Genomic DNA, 18,482 nt, shown 5'->3' on the forward strand with positions numbered 1-18,482 from the left:
ACGAGGGGGACCCCATGAGACCCGCACCCGCGACTCCCGGCAAGGACAGGCTGTACGAGCTCGACGGGCTCCGGCTGCTGGCGGCGCTCTTCGTGGTCCTCTTCCACTACACGTTCTCCGGCTGGGCCGGCGGCACGAGCCCGGTCGCCTTCGGGGCCGAGAGCGCCTGGTCCAAGTACGGCTACCTGGGCGTGGACCTGTTCTTCGCCATCAGCGGGTTCGTGGTGCTGATGAGCGCATGGGGGAGAGGGCCTCGCGACTTCCTGGTGAGCCGGGCGGTGCGGCTCTACCCGGCGTACTGGGTGGGGGTCGCGGTCACCGCGCTGGTGACGGTCCTGGTGGGGCAGGGGCTGTTCGCGGTCACCCTCCAGCAGTTCGCGGCGAACCTGACGATGTTCCAGGCGGTCCCCGACGTGGCCAACGTCGACGTCGTCTACTGGACGCTCTGGACGGAGATGCGGTTCTACCTGATCATCCTGGTGCTCACGTGGGTCGGGATCACCGGGGCCAGGGTGATGGCGCTGCTGTGGGGCTGGCTGCTGCTGACGCTGGGGGTCGAGGCCGGGGTGTTGCCGCCGGCAGCGGACCTGCTGGTGCAGTCGGAGTTCTCGCACTACTTCATCGCCGGGATGGCCCTGTTCATGATCTACAGGTCCGGGGTGGACGGGCACCTCGCGCTGCTGGTGCTGCTCTGCCTGGGCAACGCCGTCTACCGGGCGCTCGGCTACGCCGAGGCCGTCGGCGCGCGCTACTCCGTCGAGTACGACCCCGTGATCATCACGGTGGCGGTCGTGGCCATCTTCGCGATCATGACCTTGGTGGCGTTCCGGGTGACCAGGCCGCTGGCGAGGCCCTGGCTGGTCACGGCCGGCGCGCTCACCTACCCGCTCTACCTGCTGCACGCGCACATCGGCTTCATCGCCTTCGACCGGATCGGCGACGCCGTCAACAAGTACGTGCTGCTGTTCGGCCTGGTCGCGGTGATGTGCGCCGCCGCCTACGCGGTCCACCGATTCGTCGAGCGGCCCCTGGCCCCCCGGCTCAAGCGGCTCGCCACCGGCTACAGGGCGCCGGTCATCGCCTGAAGGCCGCCGCGATAGAGTGCACCTCGTGCCGCGATTTCTCCCGTGTTCCCCGCCGCCCGCCCAGTAGCGGGCGGCATCTCCTGATTTTCCGGGTCTGACAGATCCGAGGGTGGCTGCTGCCCGCACACCGGGCCCATTCCGACCACTCCACTCCGGAGCAATCTGTCATGACCGATCTGTCGACCCGGCGTGCCACCCTGTACGTCGCGACGGCCGCCGCGGCCTGGGGCACCGGCGGCGCCGCCGGCTCCCTGCTGTTCGCCTCGGGCGGACTCGACCCCCTGGACGTCTCCTTCTGGCGTTACCTGCTGGGCGCCGCCTTCCTCCTCCCTCTCAGCAAACCCCGCATCTGGCGAGTCAACCGGCGCGTCGCGCTCGTGGGCATCGGGATGGCCGTCTATCAGACCGCCTACTTCGCCGCCATCGCCGAGTCGGGGGTGGCGGTCGCGACCGTGGTCACCATGGGGGCGACCCCGCTGTTCACGGCCCTGGGCAGCCGGTTCCTCCTGGGTGAGCGCCTGGGCGGGGCCGGCCTGCTCGCCCTGGTGACGGCCTTGACCGGCCTGCTCCTGCTCACCGGCGAAGCCGCCGTCGGAACGGCCGGTAGCGCGCCGGCCGGGGTGGGGCTGGCTCTGCTGTCCGCCGCCGGGTACGCCGCGGTGACCCTGTTCTCGCGGCGGCATCACGACGACCCCGAGGGGACGGCCGTCGGCGGGTTCGTCGTGGGCGCGATCTGCCTGGCCCCGTTCGCCCTGGCCGGCGGGATGCTGCCCGAGGCGAGCTGGGAGAGCGTGGGGCTGCTGCTCTATCTGGGCGCGGTGCCCACCGCCCTGGCCTACGCGCTGTTCTTCCGGGCGCTGACCGCGCTGAGCGCCACCACCGTGTCCATCGTCTCGCTGGGCGAGGCCGCCGGCGCGGCCGTGCTCGGCGTGGTGCTGTTCGGCGAGCGGCTCACGCCTGTCGCCTGGTTCGGATGCGTGCTGTTGCTGCTCGCCATGATGGCCCCGGCGGTGCTGACAGCCGTGGTGACAGCGGTGGCCAGGGCGAGGCGGGCGCGGGCGGATTAGGGGGCCGGGGAGCGGTGTGGCGATCGGGCGCGCCGTATGGGTTAGGGTCCGTACGGCGACGCGTGCCGTACCGTCGCTCCGCTCCCCGAGCGGCACGGAGGGAACGGTGCCGCCGGAGCGCGCGTTGGAGGAACTGTGGCCTCGATTACAGCAATTGTCAGGAACCTTCTGGACCGCCCCGGCGGCGTGAACCTGAGCCCGTACCACAAGACCGTCAAAGCGGCGGGCGGCAGGGCTGACCGGGTCGGCGGGCTGGACGAGCTGCCCCGGCCGGACATGGGCGACCTGGCCGAGTTCTGCGCCATCGCGCGGGAGGCGGCCGACAGGACCCTGGGGCTCAGGCCGTACGACGTGCAGTTGCTGGGGACCCTCGCCCTCCTCGACGGGAAGGTGGCGGAGATGGCCACCGGTGAGGGCAAGACGCTGTCCGGGGCCATGGCGGCGGCGGGATACGCGCTGCAGGGCAAGCGGGTGCACGTGATGTCCGTCAACGACTACCTGGCCCGGCGCGACGCCGAGTGGATGGCCCCCTTCTACGAGGCCATGGGGGTCAGCGTCGGCTGGCTCGGCCAGGGCTCCACGCCTGAGGAGCGGCGGGAGGCGTACTCGAAGGACGTCACCTACGGGCCCGTCAGCGAGATCGGGTTCGACGTGCTGCGCGACCGGCTGCGGACCGACGCGAGCGAGATCATCGTGCCGGCGCCGGAGGTGGCGCTGATCGACGAGGCCGACTCCGTGCTCGTGGACGAGGCGCGGGTGCCGCTGGTGATGGCCGGGGCGTCCGACGCGGGCAGCGCGGTGCCGGAGATGGCCGTGCTGGTCAGGCAGCTCATCAGGGGCTACCACTACGAGATCGACGAGCAGGCGCGCAATGTCTATCTGACGCCGAAGGGCGCCGAGAGCGTCGAGAACCTGCTGGGCATCGAGCTCTACGACGAGCACGAGCCCGGCACGCTGATCGAGCTGAACCTGGCGCTGCACGCGCACGCGCTGCTCGCCCGCGACGTCGACTACATCGTGCGCGACGGCAAGGTGCAGCTGATCAACCCCTCGCGCGGCCGGGTCGCCGTGCTGCAGCGCTGGCCCAACGGGCTGCAGGCGGCGGTGGAGGCCAAAGAGGCGCTGCCGCCCAGCGAGAAGGGCGAGATCCTGGACTCGATCACCGTCCAGGGGCTGATCAGGCGCTACCCGCGGGTGTGCGGCATGACCGGCACGGCCGTCGCCGTGAGCGAGCAGCTCGGCGAGTTCTACGGGCTGAAGGTCGCGGTGATCCCGTCCAACAGGCCGTGCGTCAGGAAGGACGAGCCGGACCGGATCTACCCGACCGTGCCCGACAAGGACGCGGCACTGGTCGAGGAGATCCAGGAGGCGCACGCCACCGGCAGGCCCATCCTCATCGGCACGCTCGACGTGGCCGAGTCGGAGAACCTGGCCAAGCTGCTGCAGCGCCGCAACCTGCAGCCGGTGGTGCTCAACGCCAAGAACGACGCCGAAGAGGCCGCGATCATCGCCAAGGCTGGCGAGCGCGACGCCATCACCGTCTCCACCCAGATGGCCGGGCGCGGCACCGACATCCGTCTCGGCGAAGGCGTCGCCGAGCTCGGCGGCCTGTACGTGATCGGGTCGGGCCGCCATGCCAGCAGTCGCCTGGACGACCAGTTGCGCGGCCGGGCGGGCCGCCAGGGCGACCCGGGCGGCTCGGTGTTCCTCGTCAGCATGCAGGACGAGCTGATCACCCAGTTCACCCCGGACGAGCGCCCGCCGGGCGCGGACCCCGACGGCCTGGTGCGCCATCGCCGCGGCGCCTACCTCGTCGGGCACGCCCAGCGGGTGGCGGAGGGCGTCAACCTCCAGATCCACCGCAACACGTGGCGCTACACCCGGCTGCTCGAGCAGCAGCGGGAGCTGATCATGGAGTGGCGCGACAAGGTGCTGCACGGGGACGCGGCCGCCAAGGCGCTGGCCGCGGCCGACCCCGAGCGCTGGGAGTCGATGCCGGAGGCCAGCCGGGAGGAGACGGCCAGGCAGATCGTGCTGCACGCGATCGACCGCTGCTGGACCGAGCACCTGGCCTTCCTCACCGACCTGCGGGAAGGCATCCACCTGCGCGCGCTGGGCCGGATGAGCCCCATCGACGAGTTCCACCGCGAGGCCGTGGCGGAGTACAAGTCGCTGCTGACCGAGGTGGAGCGGCGATCGCTGGAGTCGTTCGAGGCGCCGGAGCCTGATCTGAAGCGGCCCGAGGCGACCTGGACCTACCTGGTGCAGGACAACCCGTTCGGCACCGAGTGGGAGCGGATTCTCAAGCGGGTCGGCTCCGGGGCACGTCCTTCGCGTACCTGACAGGAGATGGCAGGTACGCCTGCGAGCATGGGCTCATGACAACCAAGGCGAACCTCATAGCTTTCACCATCGACTGCGCGGAGCCCAGGAAGCTGGCCGAGTTCTACCACCAGGTGACCGGATTCGACGTCCAGTACGCGGAGGATGAGTACGCCGCCGTCGGCGACGGCACCACGAACATCTACTTCGGTCGCGTCCCCGACCGCAAGCCGGTGCGGTGGCCGAGCCCCGACAAGCAGTTCCATCTCGACTTCCGGGTGCCGGACGTGGAGCGGGCCGTCGCCGACTACCTCGCCATCGGCGCCACCAAGCCCGAGTTCCAGCCCGGCGTCACCGACGAAGGCGTGGGGTGGATCGTCATGCAGGACCCCGAGGGCCACCTGTTCTGCGTCTGCCCGGAGAAGTCCTGACACCCAATTAGCCGGGATTCTGCCCCCGGAATGGGCCTAAAGGATGATTCGAGTGCATTGCTTCCCCTCTAAGCTGGAGTAATGCTCTTGGAAGGACCTCTGCCCCTGCGTGGGCGCCCATGACCTGGGTCGGCGTGCTCATCGCCCTCGCCGGCGCGCTGGGCTACGCGCTCGGCGCGGCGCTGCAACAGTACGAGGCGGTGGCGGAGGGCGCCTCGTTCAGGCTGGTCAGGCGCCCCCGCTGGTGGATCGGCGGCATCATCGGCTTCACCGGCGCCAGCCTGCACGCCGTGGCGCTGAGCTTCGCGCCGCTGGTCGCGGTGCAGCCCATCAGCGTGGCCACGCTGGTCTTCGCGGTGCCGCTGGCCGCGCTCATGTACGGCCGCAAGCCGTACAAGGCGGAGATCCTGGGCTCCATCGCGGTCGCCGTCGGCCTGCTCTGGCTCATGATGCTGGTGCCGCAGCACCACGTCACCCCGAGGCTCGGCAGCGGCGCCGCCCTGGTCTTCATCGCGGTGATCGGGGTGATCGTGCTGGTCAGCCAGCTCGCCGCCGCCAGGACCCGCGGCCCCGGCAGAGCGCTGCTGCTGTCGATCGGAGCGGGCGCCGTCACGGCGAGCGTGTCCACCTTCGTCCGGGTGGTCGGCGGCGGCATGGAGGGCGACTGGGGCCGGCTGCTGCACTGGTTCACCCTGGCGGTGCCCGTCCTGCTGATCTGCGCGGTGATCTTACTGCAGCGCTCCTACGCGGTCGGCTACTTCGGCATCGCCTACGCCGGCGTGCAGGTCATCGACCCGATCACCTCGGTGCTGGCCGGTGCGATCCTGCTCGGCGAGCCGCTGCCGACCGGCTCGGCCACGGCCGTGCCCGCGCTGCTCGCGGCGGCGCTGACCATCGGCGGCACGATCACGCTGGGCCGGCTGGCTCCCGACCACTCCAAGTCCGCGCCGGTGGCCGCCAATCCAGAAGCTCGTTCATTGACCGCAGCATCAGATCGGGCGTGAGCCGCGCGGCCAGCGACATCCCTCTGTCGCGCAGGGCCACGGCGACCGGGTTGCGCAGCTTGGTGATCTTGCAGATCGACATGGACCTGCGCACCACCTCCGCGGTCCGCCGCAGACGGGCCTCGGTGTAGGCGGCCAGATCGCCGCCCGCCAGGCCGGCGAGCACCACCGCGTCCTCGATCGCCTGGCAGGCCCCCTGGCCGAGGTTGGGCGTCATCGGGTGGGCCGCGTCGCCCACTAGCGCCACCCGGCCGGAGTGCATGGCGGGCAGAGGGTCGCGCAGATAGTAGAGGTCGTTGCGGAGGATCCGCGCGGGGTCCGCGCCGCGCAGCAGGGCCGGGATCGGCTCGTGCCAGTCCCCGAACCTGCGCAGCAGCTCCTCGCGCTCGTCGGCGTGGACGGCGCCGGCGGGTGACAGGTCCGTGGCGTAGAAGTAGACCAGGTCGTCGTTGATGGCGTGGATGCCGAACACGGTGCCCCTGCCCCAGCTCTCCGAGCTCTGGATCGGCAGGCCGCGCCTGGGCACGAGCCCGCGCCAGGCCGTCACCCCCGCGTAGACCGGCGCCGGATGCCCGGGGAAGAGCGCGGCGCGCACCGGCGAATGGATGCCGTCGGCGGCCACGACCAGATCGGCCCGCAGCTCGCCCGTGCCGGTGCGGACGGTGCCCGTGGCGGCGTCCACACCGGTGACGGCGGTGTCCAGCCGCAGGCGCTCCCGGCCGAGCGTGTCCGCGAGCAGGTCCACCAGCGTCGCGCGCAGCAGCATGACGACCGAGTCCCCGTAGAGCTCGCGCACCTTGACTTCGGTGGTGTGCGTGAGCCAGCGACCGCCGGAGGCCCGGATGCCCGCCTGCCCCTCCAGCGCGGACAGCTCGCGCACCGCGTCGCCGAGCCCCAGCGTGTCGAGGGCGCGCAGCCCGTTGACCGCGATCGCCAATCCGGATCCGACCGCCTCCAGCTCGGAGGCGCGCTCCAGCACGCTCACCTCCCAGCCCTCGCGGTGCAGGGCGATGCCGGCGGCCAGCCCGCCGATGCCCCCTCCGATCACTACGGCCTTCGCCATGTCCAGCTCCTTAACTACGCCTGTAGTGCGACCGTACTACAGCCGTAGTGTGGACTACAAATGTAGTATCGGTGCCCGTGAAGCGTTCCGAGGCCGTCGCCGAGGCGGCGATCACCTTGCTGGCCGAGCGGGGCATGCGCGGCCTCACCCACCGCGCCGTCGACGAGGCAGCCGGCCTGCCACCGGGTTCGACGTCCAACCTCGCCCGCACCCGCGCCGCACTGCTGGAGCTCACCCTGTCGCGGCTGACGGAGCTGGAGGAGCGCGTGTTCGCCGAGATGATGACCGGCGGCCGCCCCGCCCTCGGCGACCTGCCCGGCCAGATGGCGAAGGTGCTCCAGATCCAGCTGCGCGACCACCGGCGCACCCTGGCCCGCTACGAGCTGGCCCTGGAGGCGACCAGGCGGCCGGAGCTGCGCAGGATCTACGACCAGGCCGGCCGCCGCTTCCGCGACCCGGCCGTCGCCCTGCTCACCGCCGCCGGCTCCCGGGATCCGGTACGGCACGCGCGCCAGCTCGTGGCGTTCGGCGAAGGCATCATGTTCGACGCGATAGCCGGAGCGGGGTCCGAGCCATCGCTCGACGAGCTCCGCGTGGCCATGCGCGAGCTGCTGGCGGGCATGCTCGACGGTCAGCCGCAGAGCTCCCGGTAAGGCAGCTCGGGCAGGTGCCGCTGCCACTCGGCGGGTGACAGCGCGCCGTACCTCTCGCAGACCGCCGCCGCCGACAGCTCCGGATCCTGGCGACCGGCGGGATGCGCCAGGTCGACGGTGAGAACCGTGCCGCGCCCGGCCAGCACGCGCAGCCAGCGGCCGTCCGCGCCGATCGCCGCCTGCGCGGGCCGGTCGGTGCCGGTCGCGGACACCTGCCGCTCGGCCAGCAGCGTGCCGTCCGCGACCCGCCAGGCCCGGACGCGGTCGCTCCCGGTGCCGGCCAGGATCCGCCCGTCGGCGCTGAAGCTCAGGTAACCGGGTGACGGCTGGAGGCGGAAGGGCAGCGTCGGCACCCCGTCGAGCCGGTAGATCTGGATGCCGGTCTCCTCGGCGATCGCCACCCGCTCGCCGTCAGGTGCGAACGCCGCGTACTCCCACGGCATCCTGTCCAGCCACGGCCGCTCGGTGGTCGCACCCGTGTCGAGGTAGCGGACGTGCGAGGCCCGGCCGGAGAAGACCAGCGCCACCCGGTCGCGCGGCCCGGCGACGGCGTACTCGCCGACGAGCGTCGCCCGCCCGGCACGCAGATCCCACGCCCAGCGTTCGCCGGACTGGCGGGCCGCCGCGAACAGCAGCCCGCCGCCCGGGCTGAACCACGCCGCCTGCTCTCCCGGCGCGCCGAGTCCCCGGCCGAACGGCGGCCCCACGCCCGCGGTCGAGGTCGTGTCCCACAGGTAGGACCGGTCGACGCCCACCATCGCCAGCGTCCGCCCGTCCGGCGACCAGGCCATCGCCCGCACGTTCTGGGCCGGTCCGCCGGCCTCGGCCACCTGCTCGCGGCGGGCGAGGTCGAAAACCCGCAACGTCCCGTCGGCCAGCGACGCGAGGCGGCCGCCGTCGGCGCTGAGGGCGTGCAGGGACCGGTCGGTGGCGTGCGGGTCGGCGAACACGTCCACCGCGGGATCGGCCGCCGAACCCTCCAGAGCCCTGCGCGCCTGCTCCACGGGCGCCAGGCTCCAGGCGGCCAGGCCCAGCTTGCGGGCCGTCACCGGATCGGCCATCCGCGCCGCCTCCGCCCTGGACGCCGCCACCTTGGCCATCGCCTGCTCCAGCCGCCCGTCGGCCGCGCCGCCCTGCCACACGAGCACGACGGCGATCGCCGCCGCCACCAGGGCCGCCGTGACGGCCCTGCGCCTGCGCGCCCGCCTGCGCGCCAGCGCCCGCCCCGCGTCCAGGAACGCCTGCTCGGTGGCGCTCAGCGTGAGGTGCCGTCGTCCGCCCGCGGCCCACGCCAGCGACCGGTCCAGCGCGCCGTCGAGGAACAGGTCCGCGTCCCGCCGCCCGTCCTCCTCCCACCTCCGCGCCGCCCCGGCCAGCTCCCGGTGTACGCCCAGCCCGCCGCGCTCGGCGTCCAGCCATTCGCGCAGGCGTGGCCAGGCTCGCAGGAGCGCCGCGTGCGCGATCGTCGTCGAGCCGTTCCCGGCGGTGTCCAGCACTCCCGCCTCGCCGTACGTCTTGAGCACCCGGTCGATGGCGGCGGCCTGCTCCGGGGCCCGGCCCGAGAGCAGCCCCTCGCGGGTGGCGGGCCGCCGGGTGTCCGCGCCGTCGGCGGCGACGCCGATCAGGCGCAGGAACACCTCCGGCACCAGGGCCTGGTCGGGCAGGGGGAGCTTGAGGTAGAGGTCGTCGGCCCGCGCGCCGAGCGGCGGGTCGTCGACCGGGTCAGGGGGCAGCAGCCGGCCCTGCTGGGACTGGGGGGCGTCGAGCAGGGATAACAGGAGCTGGCGGGCGCCCGGCCGATGGGGCGGGTCCTCGTGCAGCGCGGAGGTGATCAGCTCGCGCAGCCTGCGGTCGAGTGGCGGGTCCGCGCGGACGCGACGGGAGTCGCGCTCCCCGGTCGCGGGGTCCCGGCGGGAGCCGTAGGCGGCGTAGTGCAGCAGCCTGCCCCAGGCCAGCACATCGCCGGGCGGGCCGCCGCCGTCCGCGCACGGACGCGGGCCGATCACCCGGGGCCCGTCCGCGCCGATGAGGACCCTGCCGGGGGTGAGCCCGCCGTGCGTCGCTCCCGCCTCGTGGATGGCGGCCAGCGCGGTGGCCGTGGTGGCGGCCAGGCGGTAGAGGTCGTCGCCGTGGTAGGGGCCGTGCCGCTCCACGATCGAGCGCACGCTCACGCCCTCCACGTACTCGCTGACCAGGTAGGGGACGTCTCCGTCCAGGTCGCAGGCCACCAGTCTGGCCACGCGCAGGGAGCTGATCCGCCGGGCCGTGGCGGCCCAGCTCGCCAGCCCCTCGTAGTCATCGGGCGGGTCGAGCAGGGTGAGCGCATAGCGGCCTCCCGACTCGTCGTACGCCTCGCGCACGCTCCCGCCGAGCCGGGCGCCGAGCCAGTAGCCTCCCAGCCGTTCGATGACCATGCGCGCCTTTCGGCTAACGGATCAGGCGGGCCCTGTGATCCGGCCACTCCTCTACGAGGATGCCGAAATAGACCGTGTCGCGCCAGGTGCCGTCGGGCCTCCTGCGCTGGCGCCGCAGCGTGCCCTCGTGCACGCCGCCGATCCGCTTGATCGCGTTCTGGGAGCGTACGTTGAGGACGTCGGTCTTGAGGGCGACCCGGTTGTAGCCGAGCTTGTCGAAGGCGTGGTCGATCAGGAGCAGCTTGCAGCTCGTGTTGACGGCCGAGCGCCAGCAGGCCCTGCCGTACCAGGTCCAGCCGATCTCGACGCTCTCGTCGAAGCCGGGCACGTCGATGTAGGTCGTCCAGCCGACGGCCCTGCCGCTCTCCTTGAGGATCACGGCCAGCGGGATGTGCTTGTCGTCCTCCATCAGGTAGCGGACGGTCCGCGCCAGGTCCTCCTCCGTGCGGGGCGTCTCGGCGGGCAGCCAGCGCCAGACCTCGTCGTCGCCGCCCGACGCGGCGAACAGGTCGGACAGGTGGTCCATGGTGAGCGGTTCCAGGCGGACGACATCGTTCTCGAGCACGACGGGCGCGGGCAGGTTGGCGGTCATGACGTGACCTTATGAGGCGGTGTGGGGTCACGATGATGTCCACATGGGCGGTTTTGTTGGGAACCACCTGTCGACACTCATACCGGCCGGTCGGTAGGCTCACGGCATGGACTTCGCCTTCGACGCTGTCACCGAGGACCTGCGGCAGCGCCTGCTGCTGTTCATGGACGAATGCGTCTATCCGGCCGAGCACGCCTTCGAGGAGCAGGCCGCGAGCAGCGGCTGGAGCGCTCCGCCGCTGATCAACGACCTGAAGGACGAGGCCAGGCAGCGCGGCCTGTGGAACCTGTTCCTGCCCGGTGACCACGGCGCCGGGCTGACCAACCTGCAGTACGCGCCGCTGGCCGAGATCATGGGCCGCAGCCCGCACCTGGCTCCGGTGGCCACCAACTGCGCCGCGCCCGACACGGGCAACATGGAAGTGCTGTCCATGTTCGGCAGCGAGTGGCAGCGCAAGGAGTGGCTCGAGCCGCTCCTCGACGGCGAGATCCGCTCGGCGTTCGCGATGACCGAGCCCGACGTGGCCTCCTCGGACGCCACCAACATCGCCACCTCGATCGTCCGCGACGGTGGCGAGTTCGTCGTCAACGGCCGCAAGTGGTTCATCTCCGGCGCGATGAGCCCCGACTGCAAGATCTTCATCGTCATGGGCAAGACGGACCCGGAGGCGCCCAAGCACCGCCAGCAGAGCATGATCCTGGTGCCCCGCGACACCCCCGGCATGCGGATCGAGCGCGGCATGCACGTCTTCGGCTACAGCGACGCCGACCACGGGGGGCACGCCGAAATCGTCTTCGAGGACGTCCGGGTGCCGGTGGACAACCTGATCGGCGAGCAGGGCGGCGGCTTCGCCATCGCCCAGGCCAGGCTCGGGCCGGGCCGCATCCACCACTGCATGCGGCTGATCGGCATGGCCGAGCGCGCGGTCGAGCTCATGTGCCGCCGCGCCCTGAGCCGGACCGCGTTCGGCAAGCCCGTCGCCCAGCAGGGCGTGATCCAGGACTGGATCGCCGAGTCCCGCATCCGCATCGAGCAGCTCCGCCTGCTCGTGCTGAAGACCGCCTGGCTGATGGACACCGTCGGCAACCAGGGCGCCCACACCGAGATCCAGGCCATCAAGATCTCCACCCCGATCACCGTCGAGTGGATCCTCGACAAGGCCATCCAGGTGCACGGCGCGGGCGGCGTCTCCCAGGACTTCCCGCTGGCCGGCCTCTGGGCGGGAGCCCGCTCGCTGCGCCTGGCCGACGGTCCCGACGAGGTGCACAAGCGGTCGCTGGCCTACCGCGAGCTGAAGAAGTACATGTGACGACAGGAGCTGGAGTGGATGAGACACAGCTCAAGGAACGCATCGCCGCGTTCCTGAGCCAGAACGACCCGGCCGGCGACCGGCTGGAGTTCCTGCGGGCCAGGTTCGACGCCGGGCTGGCATGGGTGTGGTTCCCCGAAGGGCTCGGCGGGCTGGGGATCTCACGCGACATGCAGCAGATCGTCGAGCGCGAGCTCGCCCACACCCCGCAGCTCGACGGCGGCGTGCAGGGCATCGGGCTGGGCATGGCCGCGCCCACGATCCTCGCCTTCGGCACGCAGGAGCAGAAGCGCCGCTTCCTCAGGCCGCTGTGGACCGGCGAGGAGATCTGGTGCCAGCTCTTCAGCGAGCCCGGCGCCGGATCCGACCTCGCCACCCTCGGCACCAGGGCGGTCAGGGACGGCGGCGAGTGGATCGTCGACGGCCAGAAGGTGTGGACCTCGGGCGCCCACCACGCCAGCTGGGGCATCCTGGTCACCCGCACCGACCCCGAGGTGCCCAAGCACCGCGGCATGACCTACTTCGTCTGCGACATGCGGGCGCCGGGGGTCGACGTGCGCCCGCTGCGGCAGATCACCGGTGAGGCCGAGTTCAACGAGGTCTTCCTGACCGGGGTGCGGCTCTCCGACGGCCTGCGGCTGGGCGAGGTGGGCGACGGCTGGCGCGTCGCCCAGACCACTCTGATGAACGAGCGCGTCGCGATCGGCGGCGCCCCGGTGCGGCGCGGCGGCGGCATGGTCGGCACCGTGCTCTCCACCTGGCGCGAGCATCCCGAGCTGCGCACGCACGACCTGCACCAGAGGCTGCTGTCACTCTGGCTGGAGGCGGAGGTGACCCGCCTTTCCGGGGCGCGGCTGCGCGAGCAGCTGGCAGCCGGGCAGCCCGGGCCCGAGGGCTCCGGCATGAAGCTGTCGTTCGCCAAGCTCAACCAGGCGCTGTCCGGCCTGGACGTCGAGCTCAGGCGCGACCTCGGCTACGACGACTGGGCCTTCCGCCGCTCGGAGACGGTCGACTTCTACGGCCGCGGTCCCGGCTACCGCTATCTGCGCGCCAAGGGCAACTCGATCGAGGGCGGCACGTCGGAGATCCTGCGCAACATCATCTCCGAGCGGGTGCTGGGCCTGCCCTCCGAACCCCGCATCGACAAGGACGTGCCCTGGAAGGACTTGCCGCGATGACCCTTCTGTACTCGGAGGTCGAGGAGGAGCTGCGCGCCGCCGTGCGCGACCTGCTCGCCGACCGCTGCCCGCCGTCCGCCGTGCTCAAGCGCGCCGAGTCGCAGGCCTACGATCTGGACCTGTGGAAGACGCTGGCCGGAGAGATCGGCGTGGCGGGTCTGCTCATCCCCGAGGAGCACGGCGGGGCCGGCGCGTCGGCCAGCGAGGTGGCGGTGGTGCTGGAGGAGCTGGGCCGGGGCGTCGCGCCGGTGCCGTTCTTCACCAGCTCGGTGCTCGCCACCCACGCGCTGGTCCGGGCGGGTGCGGGCGAGCTGCTCGGACGGCTCGCCGACGGCAGCGCGACGGCCGCGCTCGTGGTGTCGTTCGCCGCTTCCCCGTACCAGCCCTTCAGGGGTGCGTCGGTGCGGGTGGAGGACGGCGGGGCGCGGCTGTCGGGCACGGTCACCGGCGTGGCCGGGGCCGAGGTCGCGGACCTGCTGCTCGTGCCGGTGGACGGCGGCCTCTACCTGGTCGAGGGGGCGGAGGTGCGGGTCGTGCCGTCGTTCGACCTGACCCGCCCGGTCGCGACCGTCACGCTCGACGGCGCGGCCGCGACCCGGGTCGGCGACGTGGACCTGAGGGAGGTGCTGCTGTTCGGCGCCGGGCTGCTGGCCTCCGAGCAGTACGGCGTGGCCCAGTGGTGCCTGGACACCACGCTGGCCTATGTCAAGGAGCGCCACCAGTTCGCCCGGCCGATCGGCTCCTTCCAGGCGATCAAACACCGGCTGGCCGATCTCTGGCTCGACGTGGTCAGGGCCAGGGCGGCGGCGCGCAACGCCGCGGCCGAGGGCTCGGAGGTGTCGGCGGCCGTGGCCCAGGCCTGGAACTCGGGTGTGGCCGTGCGGATGGCCGAGGAGGCGCTGCAGCTCCACGGCGGGATCGGGATGACCTGGGAGCACCCCATCCATCTCTATCTCAAGCGCGCCAAGGCCGGCGAGATCGCGCTGGGGACGCCGGGCGACCACCGGGAGGCGCTGGCCTCACTGGTCGACGTGCCCGGACCCGAGGGAGGTCAGCAGTAGGTCGGCGAAGTGCTTGCCCACCTGGGCGCCGGTGAGCGGCCCGTCCGCGTGATACCAGGTGCCCAGGTGGTGCACGGACCCGAAGAAGTAGTCGACGACGATCTCCGCCGGGACCCGCTCGCTGAAGACGCCGTCGCGCTGGCCTTCCAGCACCAGGTCGCGGAAGCGCTCGTGATAGCGGCGGCGCTCGGCTCGCACGCTCTTGCGGGTCTCGGGCGCGAGCAGGTGCATGGACCGAAAGAAGATCTTGGAGTCGTCGAGGTTGGCCGTGGTGGTCTCCACGACGTCGGCCGCCGCCCGGTGCAGCCGCTCGACGACCGTGCCGCCGCCGTCGGCGATCTGCGTCAGCCGGTCCATCTGCATCCGCAGCACGCGGCCGTAGATCTCGTGCAGCAGATCATCCTTGGAGTCGAAATAGTGGTACATGGCGCCCTTGGTGACGCCGGCGGCCACGACGATCTCCTGGACCGAGGTGCCTTCGAAGCCCTGCTCGGCGAACAGCCGGGTGGCCTCGCCCAGTAGCCTCTGGCGTACCGGTTCTTCCTTCACTGATTCCCCCTTGGTCACGTACAACAGCATACCGACTGGTCGGTCGAGCGTCTCGATGCTTCTCCTGGGGGTACCAATTCCGTCACCTTAGGCTCGCCTTGGTTCCAGATGGGGTATCTCTTGACCGGCGAGGGATCTTCGGCGTGGCAGATCCTGGTTGACGACGACTCATTCGGGGAGTTTGCCGTGCCCGGTGGCTCTATCTACGTGCAGCAGGACGAGAAGTTCACAGGATCGTCCCCGCAGTGGTGGTACGAGAAGTTCTGGCGCGAGGACGCCCAGAACCGCAGGAGGTCCAGGGCGGTCAAGGCGGCGGCGGGGTTCGTCGCCGGATTCGCGCTGGGCCTCCGCTTCGACCTCCCCTACTCCGCCCTCTACGGGCTGCTGCTGGCGGGCCTCGTGGCCGCCGGCGACTGGTGGCTCGACTGGCGTTCCTTCCGTGCCACGGCCGTGTGGCGGGGCCGCCGGCGCGGCGAGGCGATCACCGGCAGGCTGCTGCGCCGATCGCTCGGCAGGCGCGGCTACCGCGTGCTCGACGGCCGCGCCATCAGGGACCAGGCCTCCATCGACCACCTCGTGATCGGCCCCGGCGGGGTGTGGATCGTCGACAACGAGTCCTGGAGCCCCGACACCGAGATCGCCACCTACGGCGGCCGGCTGTTCTTCGGCGAGAAGTACGGCACCAAGGTGGCCAAGCCGCTGGTCGAGACCGCCGCGGCGTTCGCCGAGCTGCTGACCCGCGAGACCGGCGTCAAGGTCACCATCACCCCGCTGCTGGCCGTGCACTGCGGCATGATGCCGCGCGGCGGCTCGCTCACCGTGGAGGGCGTCACCCTGCTCAAGCCGCGGCTGGTGGCCAGGAGCATCAGGCAGACGGCGACCGCGCGGCTCGACGAGACCCAGATCGAGCTGCTCGCCCGCACCGCGGCCCGGGAGCTGCAGCGCGTCTAGACGATGCTCTCGATGAACGCGGTGAGCTGGGTGACGTTGCGGCACTCGTGCATGGGTATGACCGTGCCGTAGTCCGTGGCGATCGAGTCGCCGGTGTCCCACTGCTGCCTGGGCTCGGGGTTGAGCCAGTACGCGTGGCGGGCCCGGCCCACCAGTGACTTCAGCACGTCCAGGGCGGGCGGCTGGTAGTTGGAGCGGGCGTCACCGAGGATCAGCAACGAGGTCTTCGGGCCTATCGCGTCACCGTAGCGCTCGGCGAAGCCCTCCAGCGAGTGGCCGTAGTTGGTGCGGCCGAAGCGGACCATGTCGGCCTCGTTCGCCAGCCGCGTCATGGCCTCCACCACGTCGGCGCCGGGCACGAAGAAGCGGGTGATCTCGTCCACCGTGTCCACGAAGCCGAACGCGCGCACCTTGGTGAACTGCTCCCTGAGCGCGTAGGTGAGCAGGAGCGTGAAATGGGCGAACGACGAGACCGAGTCGCTGGTGTCGCAGAGGATCACCAGCTCCGGTTTGTGCGGCCGCGGCGGCTTGAAGTGCGTGGTCAGCGGGACGCCCCCGCTCTGCAACGAGGCCCGCATGGTCCTGCGGAAGTCCAGCCGCCCTCGCCGGCCGCGCCTGTGCTTGATCGTCAGCCGCGCGGCCAGCCGCCTGGCCAGCGGGTACACCTCCCGGCGCAGCCTGGCCAGGTCCGCCTTGGTGATGCGCAGGAAGTCGAGCTGCTCCAGCGGGGGACGCACGGCCGAGCGGGCGATCCGCTCGATGCCGGAGTCCTCGGCGATGCGCCGGCGCACGTCCGTGGCCACGGCCTCCTCCAGCCGCCTGGTGTTGGCGGTGACCCGCTGGCGGGCCGTCTTCTCCGCCAGCCCGCCGCGCTCCTGGCCGGCCAGGACCTCCCGCAGGATCCTGGCCATGAGCGTCTCTGGGGACAGGGCGCGCAGCACGCTGTAGGAGAACCAGTTCTGCCTGCCCGGTCCCGCCTCCTGCCTGCCGAAGCGCTCCACCATGGCACGGGCGAACTCCCGCAGCTCGGCGTCGGTGCTCCCGGTCAGCAGCCGGGCCAGGTAGTCGCGCAGCTCCTCCAGGGGCGCGCTGTCCAGCTCGGGCCTGCCCTCGGTCTCGGCGCCGGGGCGGACCCCGTACAGGCCGGTCGTCGAGGCCGGGAACCACAGATCGAACAGCACGTCGAACCCGGGCCGGTAGGACGGCTTCTTGACCAGCGTCGCCGCGTAGGCGGCGCGCAGCGACTCCCGCTCGGCCAGGTCGATCACCCGCAGCGCCCGCGCGGCGTCGAGCCCCTCGGCCAGCGACACGGGCAGCCCCGCCTCGCGCAGTGCGTGCACGAAGCCGACATGTCTATCGACGAGTGACATCTACCCCTCCTTGAGGCTTCAGGCGCTGGGGAGCCCGAGCTCCTTGACCGCCCGTACCTGGTCGGAGGCGTGCTTGAGCACCACGCCGAGCGTCCCCGCCACCGTCGCCTCGTCCAGTTCGTCGCGGCCCAGAGCCAGCAGCGTGTTGGCCCAGTCGACGGTCTCGGCCACCGACGGCGCCTTCTTCAGCTCCAGCGCCCGCAGCGTCGCCACGGTCCTGGCCAGCTGCTCGGCGAGGTCGGCGCGGATCGTCGGCACCTGGCTGAGCACGATGTCGCGCTCGCGCTCCGGCGTCGGATACTGGATGTGCAGGTAGAGGCAGCGCCGCTTGAGCGCCTCGGACAGCTCGCGGGTGGCGTTGGAGGTCAGCACCACGAACGGCTTGCGGACCGCCACGATGGTGCCCAGCTCCGGGATCGTCACCTGAAAGTCCGACAGCAGCTCCAGCAGGAGGCCCTCGACCTCGACGTCGGCCTTGTCCGTCTCGTCGATGAGCAGCACGGACGGCTCGCCGGACCTGATGGCCTTGAGCAGCGGCCGCTCCAGCAGGAACTCCTCGCTGAAGATGTCGTCGTCGGCGCTGGTGGCCTGGATCCGCAGCAGCTGCTTCTTGTAGTTCCACTCATACAGCGCGCGGGCCTCGTCGAGCCCCTCGTAACACTGCAGTCTGATCAGCTCGGAGCCGGTGGCCTGCGCGACGGCCTTGGCGAGCTGCGTCTTGCCCACTCCCGCCGGCCCTTCGACCAGCAGTGGCTTGCCGAGGGCGGCGGCCAGGAACACCGAGGTGGAGATGGCGTCATCGGAGAGGTAGTCCACGGCGGTGAGCCGCTCGGTCACGTCGGCGGGCGAGTCGAACATCTATGCTCCTGTCTGCGGGCCGAACTTTATTCTAGCGGTTGACGTGCGACTCATGCTGATTCGACCAGGATGCTCAGTGCCGGTATATTCCTTGCTGCACGGCGCGCCGCTAGCTCAGTTGGTTAGAGCAGCTGACTCTTAATCAGCGGGTCCGGGGTTCGAGTCCCTGGCGGCGCACCATCGTAGAAACCCCAGTTCAGTGCGCTGAGCTGGGGTTTCTTGGTTCTCGGAGGGTGTAGCGCTTCAAATCTCGTGTACGTCCTCTGAGCTGGACCTCCTCTGGGGCCGCTACGCTGCTCCGGTGGTACTCGTTGATCGCTCCTCCGAGTAACTTGCGGCGTTCGATCCGACCTTCCAGCGGCACCGCGACATGCTCATCGTGATCAGGTGGCAGCTGCCCACGCGCCTGATGCGGCCGATGACTGTTGTAGTGAGCGAGATATTCGTTCAGGTCCTTGCTTGCCTTGGGGCGACCAGATCGGTTCGGGAACGTCCATGCGCCTTTGATCAGACGACGATGCCAGGCCAGGAGGGTGCCCGGAGTGACAAGCCGATGAGCTCGCAGCATCGTCGGC

Annotated in this window: 16 protein-coding genes and 1 tRNA gene; 11 read left to right on the plus strand and 6 right to left on the minus strand. The window is 71.3% G+C overall.

Annotated elements, in window-relative coordinates; genetic code table 11:
• The first annotated feature begins 14 nt into the window (after positions 1-14).
• From V5E28_RS09875 to V5E28_RS09895, 5 genes are all read left to right on the plus strand, one after another.
• Positions 15-1,085, plus strand: a complete 1,071-nt coding sequence (locus tag V5E28_RS09875) for an acyltransferase family protein (RefSeq protein WP_336206128.1) — start codon at positions 15-17, stop codon at positions 1,083-1,085.
• A gap of 167 nt (positions 1,086-1,252) precedes the next feature.
• A complete protein-coding gene (locus tag V5E28_RS09880; protein ID WP_336206129.1) occupies positions 1,253-2,152 on the plus strand; it encodes a DMT family transporter in 900 nt (299 codons plus the stop codon).
• Positions 2,153-2,287: 135 nt separating this feature from the next.
• On the plus strand, positions 2,288-4,495 hold the full coding sequence (gene secA2 / locus V5E28_RS09885; RefSeq protein ID WP_442945792.1) for an accessory Sec system translocase SecA2: 2,208 nt from the start codon (positions 2,288-2,290) through the stop codon (positions 4,493-4,495).
• A 35-nt stretch (positions 4,496-4,530) separates the two neighbouring features.
• Complete coding sequence (locus V5E28_RS09890) at positions 4,531-4,905, plus strand: VOC family protein (protein ID WP_336206130.1); 375 nt, start codon at positions 4,531-4,533, stop codon at positions 4,903-4,905.
• Between the two features lie 119 nt (positions 4,906-5,024).
• Positions 5,025-5,909 (plus strand): DMT family transporter, encoded by an 885-nt coding sequence (locus V5E28_RS09895; protein ID WP_336206131.1) that lies wholly within the window; start codon positions 5,025-5,027, stop codon positions 5,907-5,909.
• On the opposite strand, the gene V5E28_RS09900 is transcribed toward V5E28_RS09895, so the two are convergent.
• The gene (locus V5E28_RS09900; RefSeq protein WP_336206132.1) at positions 5,812-6,972 is read right to left on the minus strand and encodes an FAD-dependent monooxygenase; all 1,161 of its coding nucleotides are present in this window, start codon (positions 6,970-6,972) and stop codon (positions 5,812-5,814) included. The genes V5E28_RS09895 and V5E28_RS09900 overlap by 98 nt on opposite strands.
• Positions 6,973-7,049: 77 nt before the next feature.
• On the opposite strand from V5E28_RS09900, the gene V5E28_RS09905 reads away from it, so the two are divergent.
• Positions 7,050-7,625: a TetR/AcrR family transcriptional regulator gene (locus V5E28_RS09905; protein WP_336206133.1), complete on the plus strand. Its 576-nt coding sequence runs from the start codon at positions 7,050-7,052 to the stop codon at positions 7,623-7,625.
• Here V5E28_RS09905 and V5E28_RS09910 read toward each other — a convergent pair.
• The gene (locus V5E28_RS09910) at positions 7,604-10,039 is read right to left on the minus strand and encodes an nSTAND1 domain-containing NTPase (protein ID WP_336206134.1); all 2,436 of its coding nucleotides are present in this window, start codon (positions 10,037-10,039) and stop codon (positions 7,604-7,606) included. The genes V5E28_RS09905 and V5E28_RS09910 overlap by 22 nt on opposite strands.
• 13 nt (positions 10,040-10,052) lie before the next feature.
• The gene (locus tag V5E28_RS09915) at positions 10,053-10,631 is read right to left on the minus strand and encodes a GNAT family N-acetyltransferase (RefSeq protein WP_336206135.1); all 579 of its coding nucleotides are present in this window, start codon (positions 10,629-10,631) and stop codon (positions 10,053-10,055) included.
• Positions 10,632-10,737: 106 nt separating this feature from the next.
• Here V5E28_RS09915 and V5E28_RS09920 point away from each other — a divergent pair, with 106 nt between their 5' ends.
• The 3 genes from V5E28_RS09920 to V5E28_RS09930 are packed head-to-tail and all read left to right on the plus strand — an operon-like array spanning position 10,738 to position 14,179.
• Positions 10,738-11,940, plus strand: a complete 1,203-nt coding sequence (locus V5E28_RS09920; RefSeq protein WP_336206136.1) for an acyl-CoA dehydrogenase family protein — start codon at positions 10,738-10,740, stop codon at positions 11,938-11,940.
• Positions 11,941-11,954: 14 nt separating this feature from the next.
• Positions 11,955-13,118: an acyl-CoA dehydrogenase family protein gene (locus V5E28_RS09925; RefSeq protein ID WP_336206137.1), complete on the plus strand. Its 1,164-nt coding sequence runs from the start codon at positions 11,955-11,957 to the stop codon at positions 13,116-13,118.
• Positions 13,115-14,179 carry an acyl-CoA dehydrogenase family protein gene (locus tag V5E28_RS09930; RefSeq protein ID WP_336206138.1) on the plus strand — a complete coding sequence of 355 codons (1,065 nt, stop codon included), beginning with the start codon at positions 13,115-13,117 and terminating at the stop codon, positions 14,177-14,179. Before V5E28_RS09925 ends, V5E28_RS09930 begins: the two co-directional genes overlap by 4 nt.
• Here the strand turns inward: V5E28_RS09930 and V5E28_RS09935 are convergent.
• Complete coding sequence (locus V5E28_RS09935) at positions 14,138-14,758, minus strand: TetR/AcrR family transcriptional regulator (protein WP_336206139.1); 621 nt, start codon at positions 14,756-14,758, stop codon at positions 14,138-14,140. The genes V5E28_RS09930 and V5E28_RS09935 overlap by 42 nt on opposite strands.
• Positions 14,759-14,914: 156 nt before the next feature.
• Here V5E28_RS09935 and V5E28_RS09940 point away from each other — a divergent pair, with 156 nt between their 5' ends.
• Positions 14,915-15,679, plus strand: a complete 765-nt coding sequence (locus V5E28_RS09940; protein ID WP_336206140.1) for a nuclease-related domain-containing protein — start codon at positions 14,915-14,917, stop codon at positions 15,677-15,679.
• Here the strand turns inward: V5E28_RS09940 and V5E28_RS09945 are convergent.
• Positions 15,676-17,049 carry a vWA domain-containing protein gene (locus tag V5E28_RS09945; RefSeq protein ID WP_336206141.1) on the minus strand — a complete coding sequence of 458 codons (1,374 nt, stop codon included), beginning with the start codon at positions 17,047-17,049 and terminating at the stop codon, positions 15,676-15,678. The two genes, V5E28_RS09940 and V5E28_RS09945, sit on opposite strands and share 4 nt — an antisense overlap.
• Positions 17,050-17,067: 18 nt before the next feature.
• Positions 17,068-17,907, minus strand: coding sequence for an AAA family ATPase (locus V5E28_RS09950; RefSeq protein WP_336206142.1), 840 nt, complete (start codon positions 17,905-17,907; stop codon positions 17,068-17,070).
• Positions 17,908-18,010: 103 nt separating this feature from the next.
• On the opposite strand from V5E28_RS09950, the gene V5E28_RS09955 reads away from it, so the two are divergent.
• A tRNA-Lys gene (locus V5E28_RS09955) sits at positions 18,011-18,087 on the plus strand.
• Positions 18,088-18,482 lie beyond the last annotated feature (395 nt).

This window comes from Nonomuraea sp. LPB2021202275-12-8 (assembly GCF_037044575.1).
GTDB lineage: Bacteria > Actinomycetota > Actinomycetes > Streptosporangiales > Streptosporangiaceae > Nonomuraea.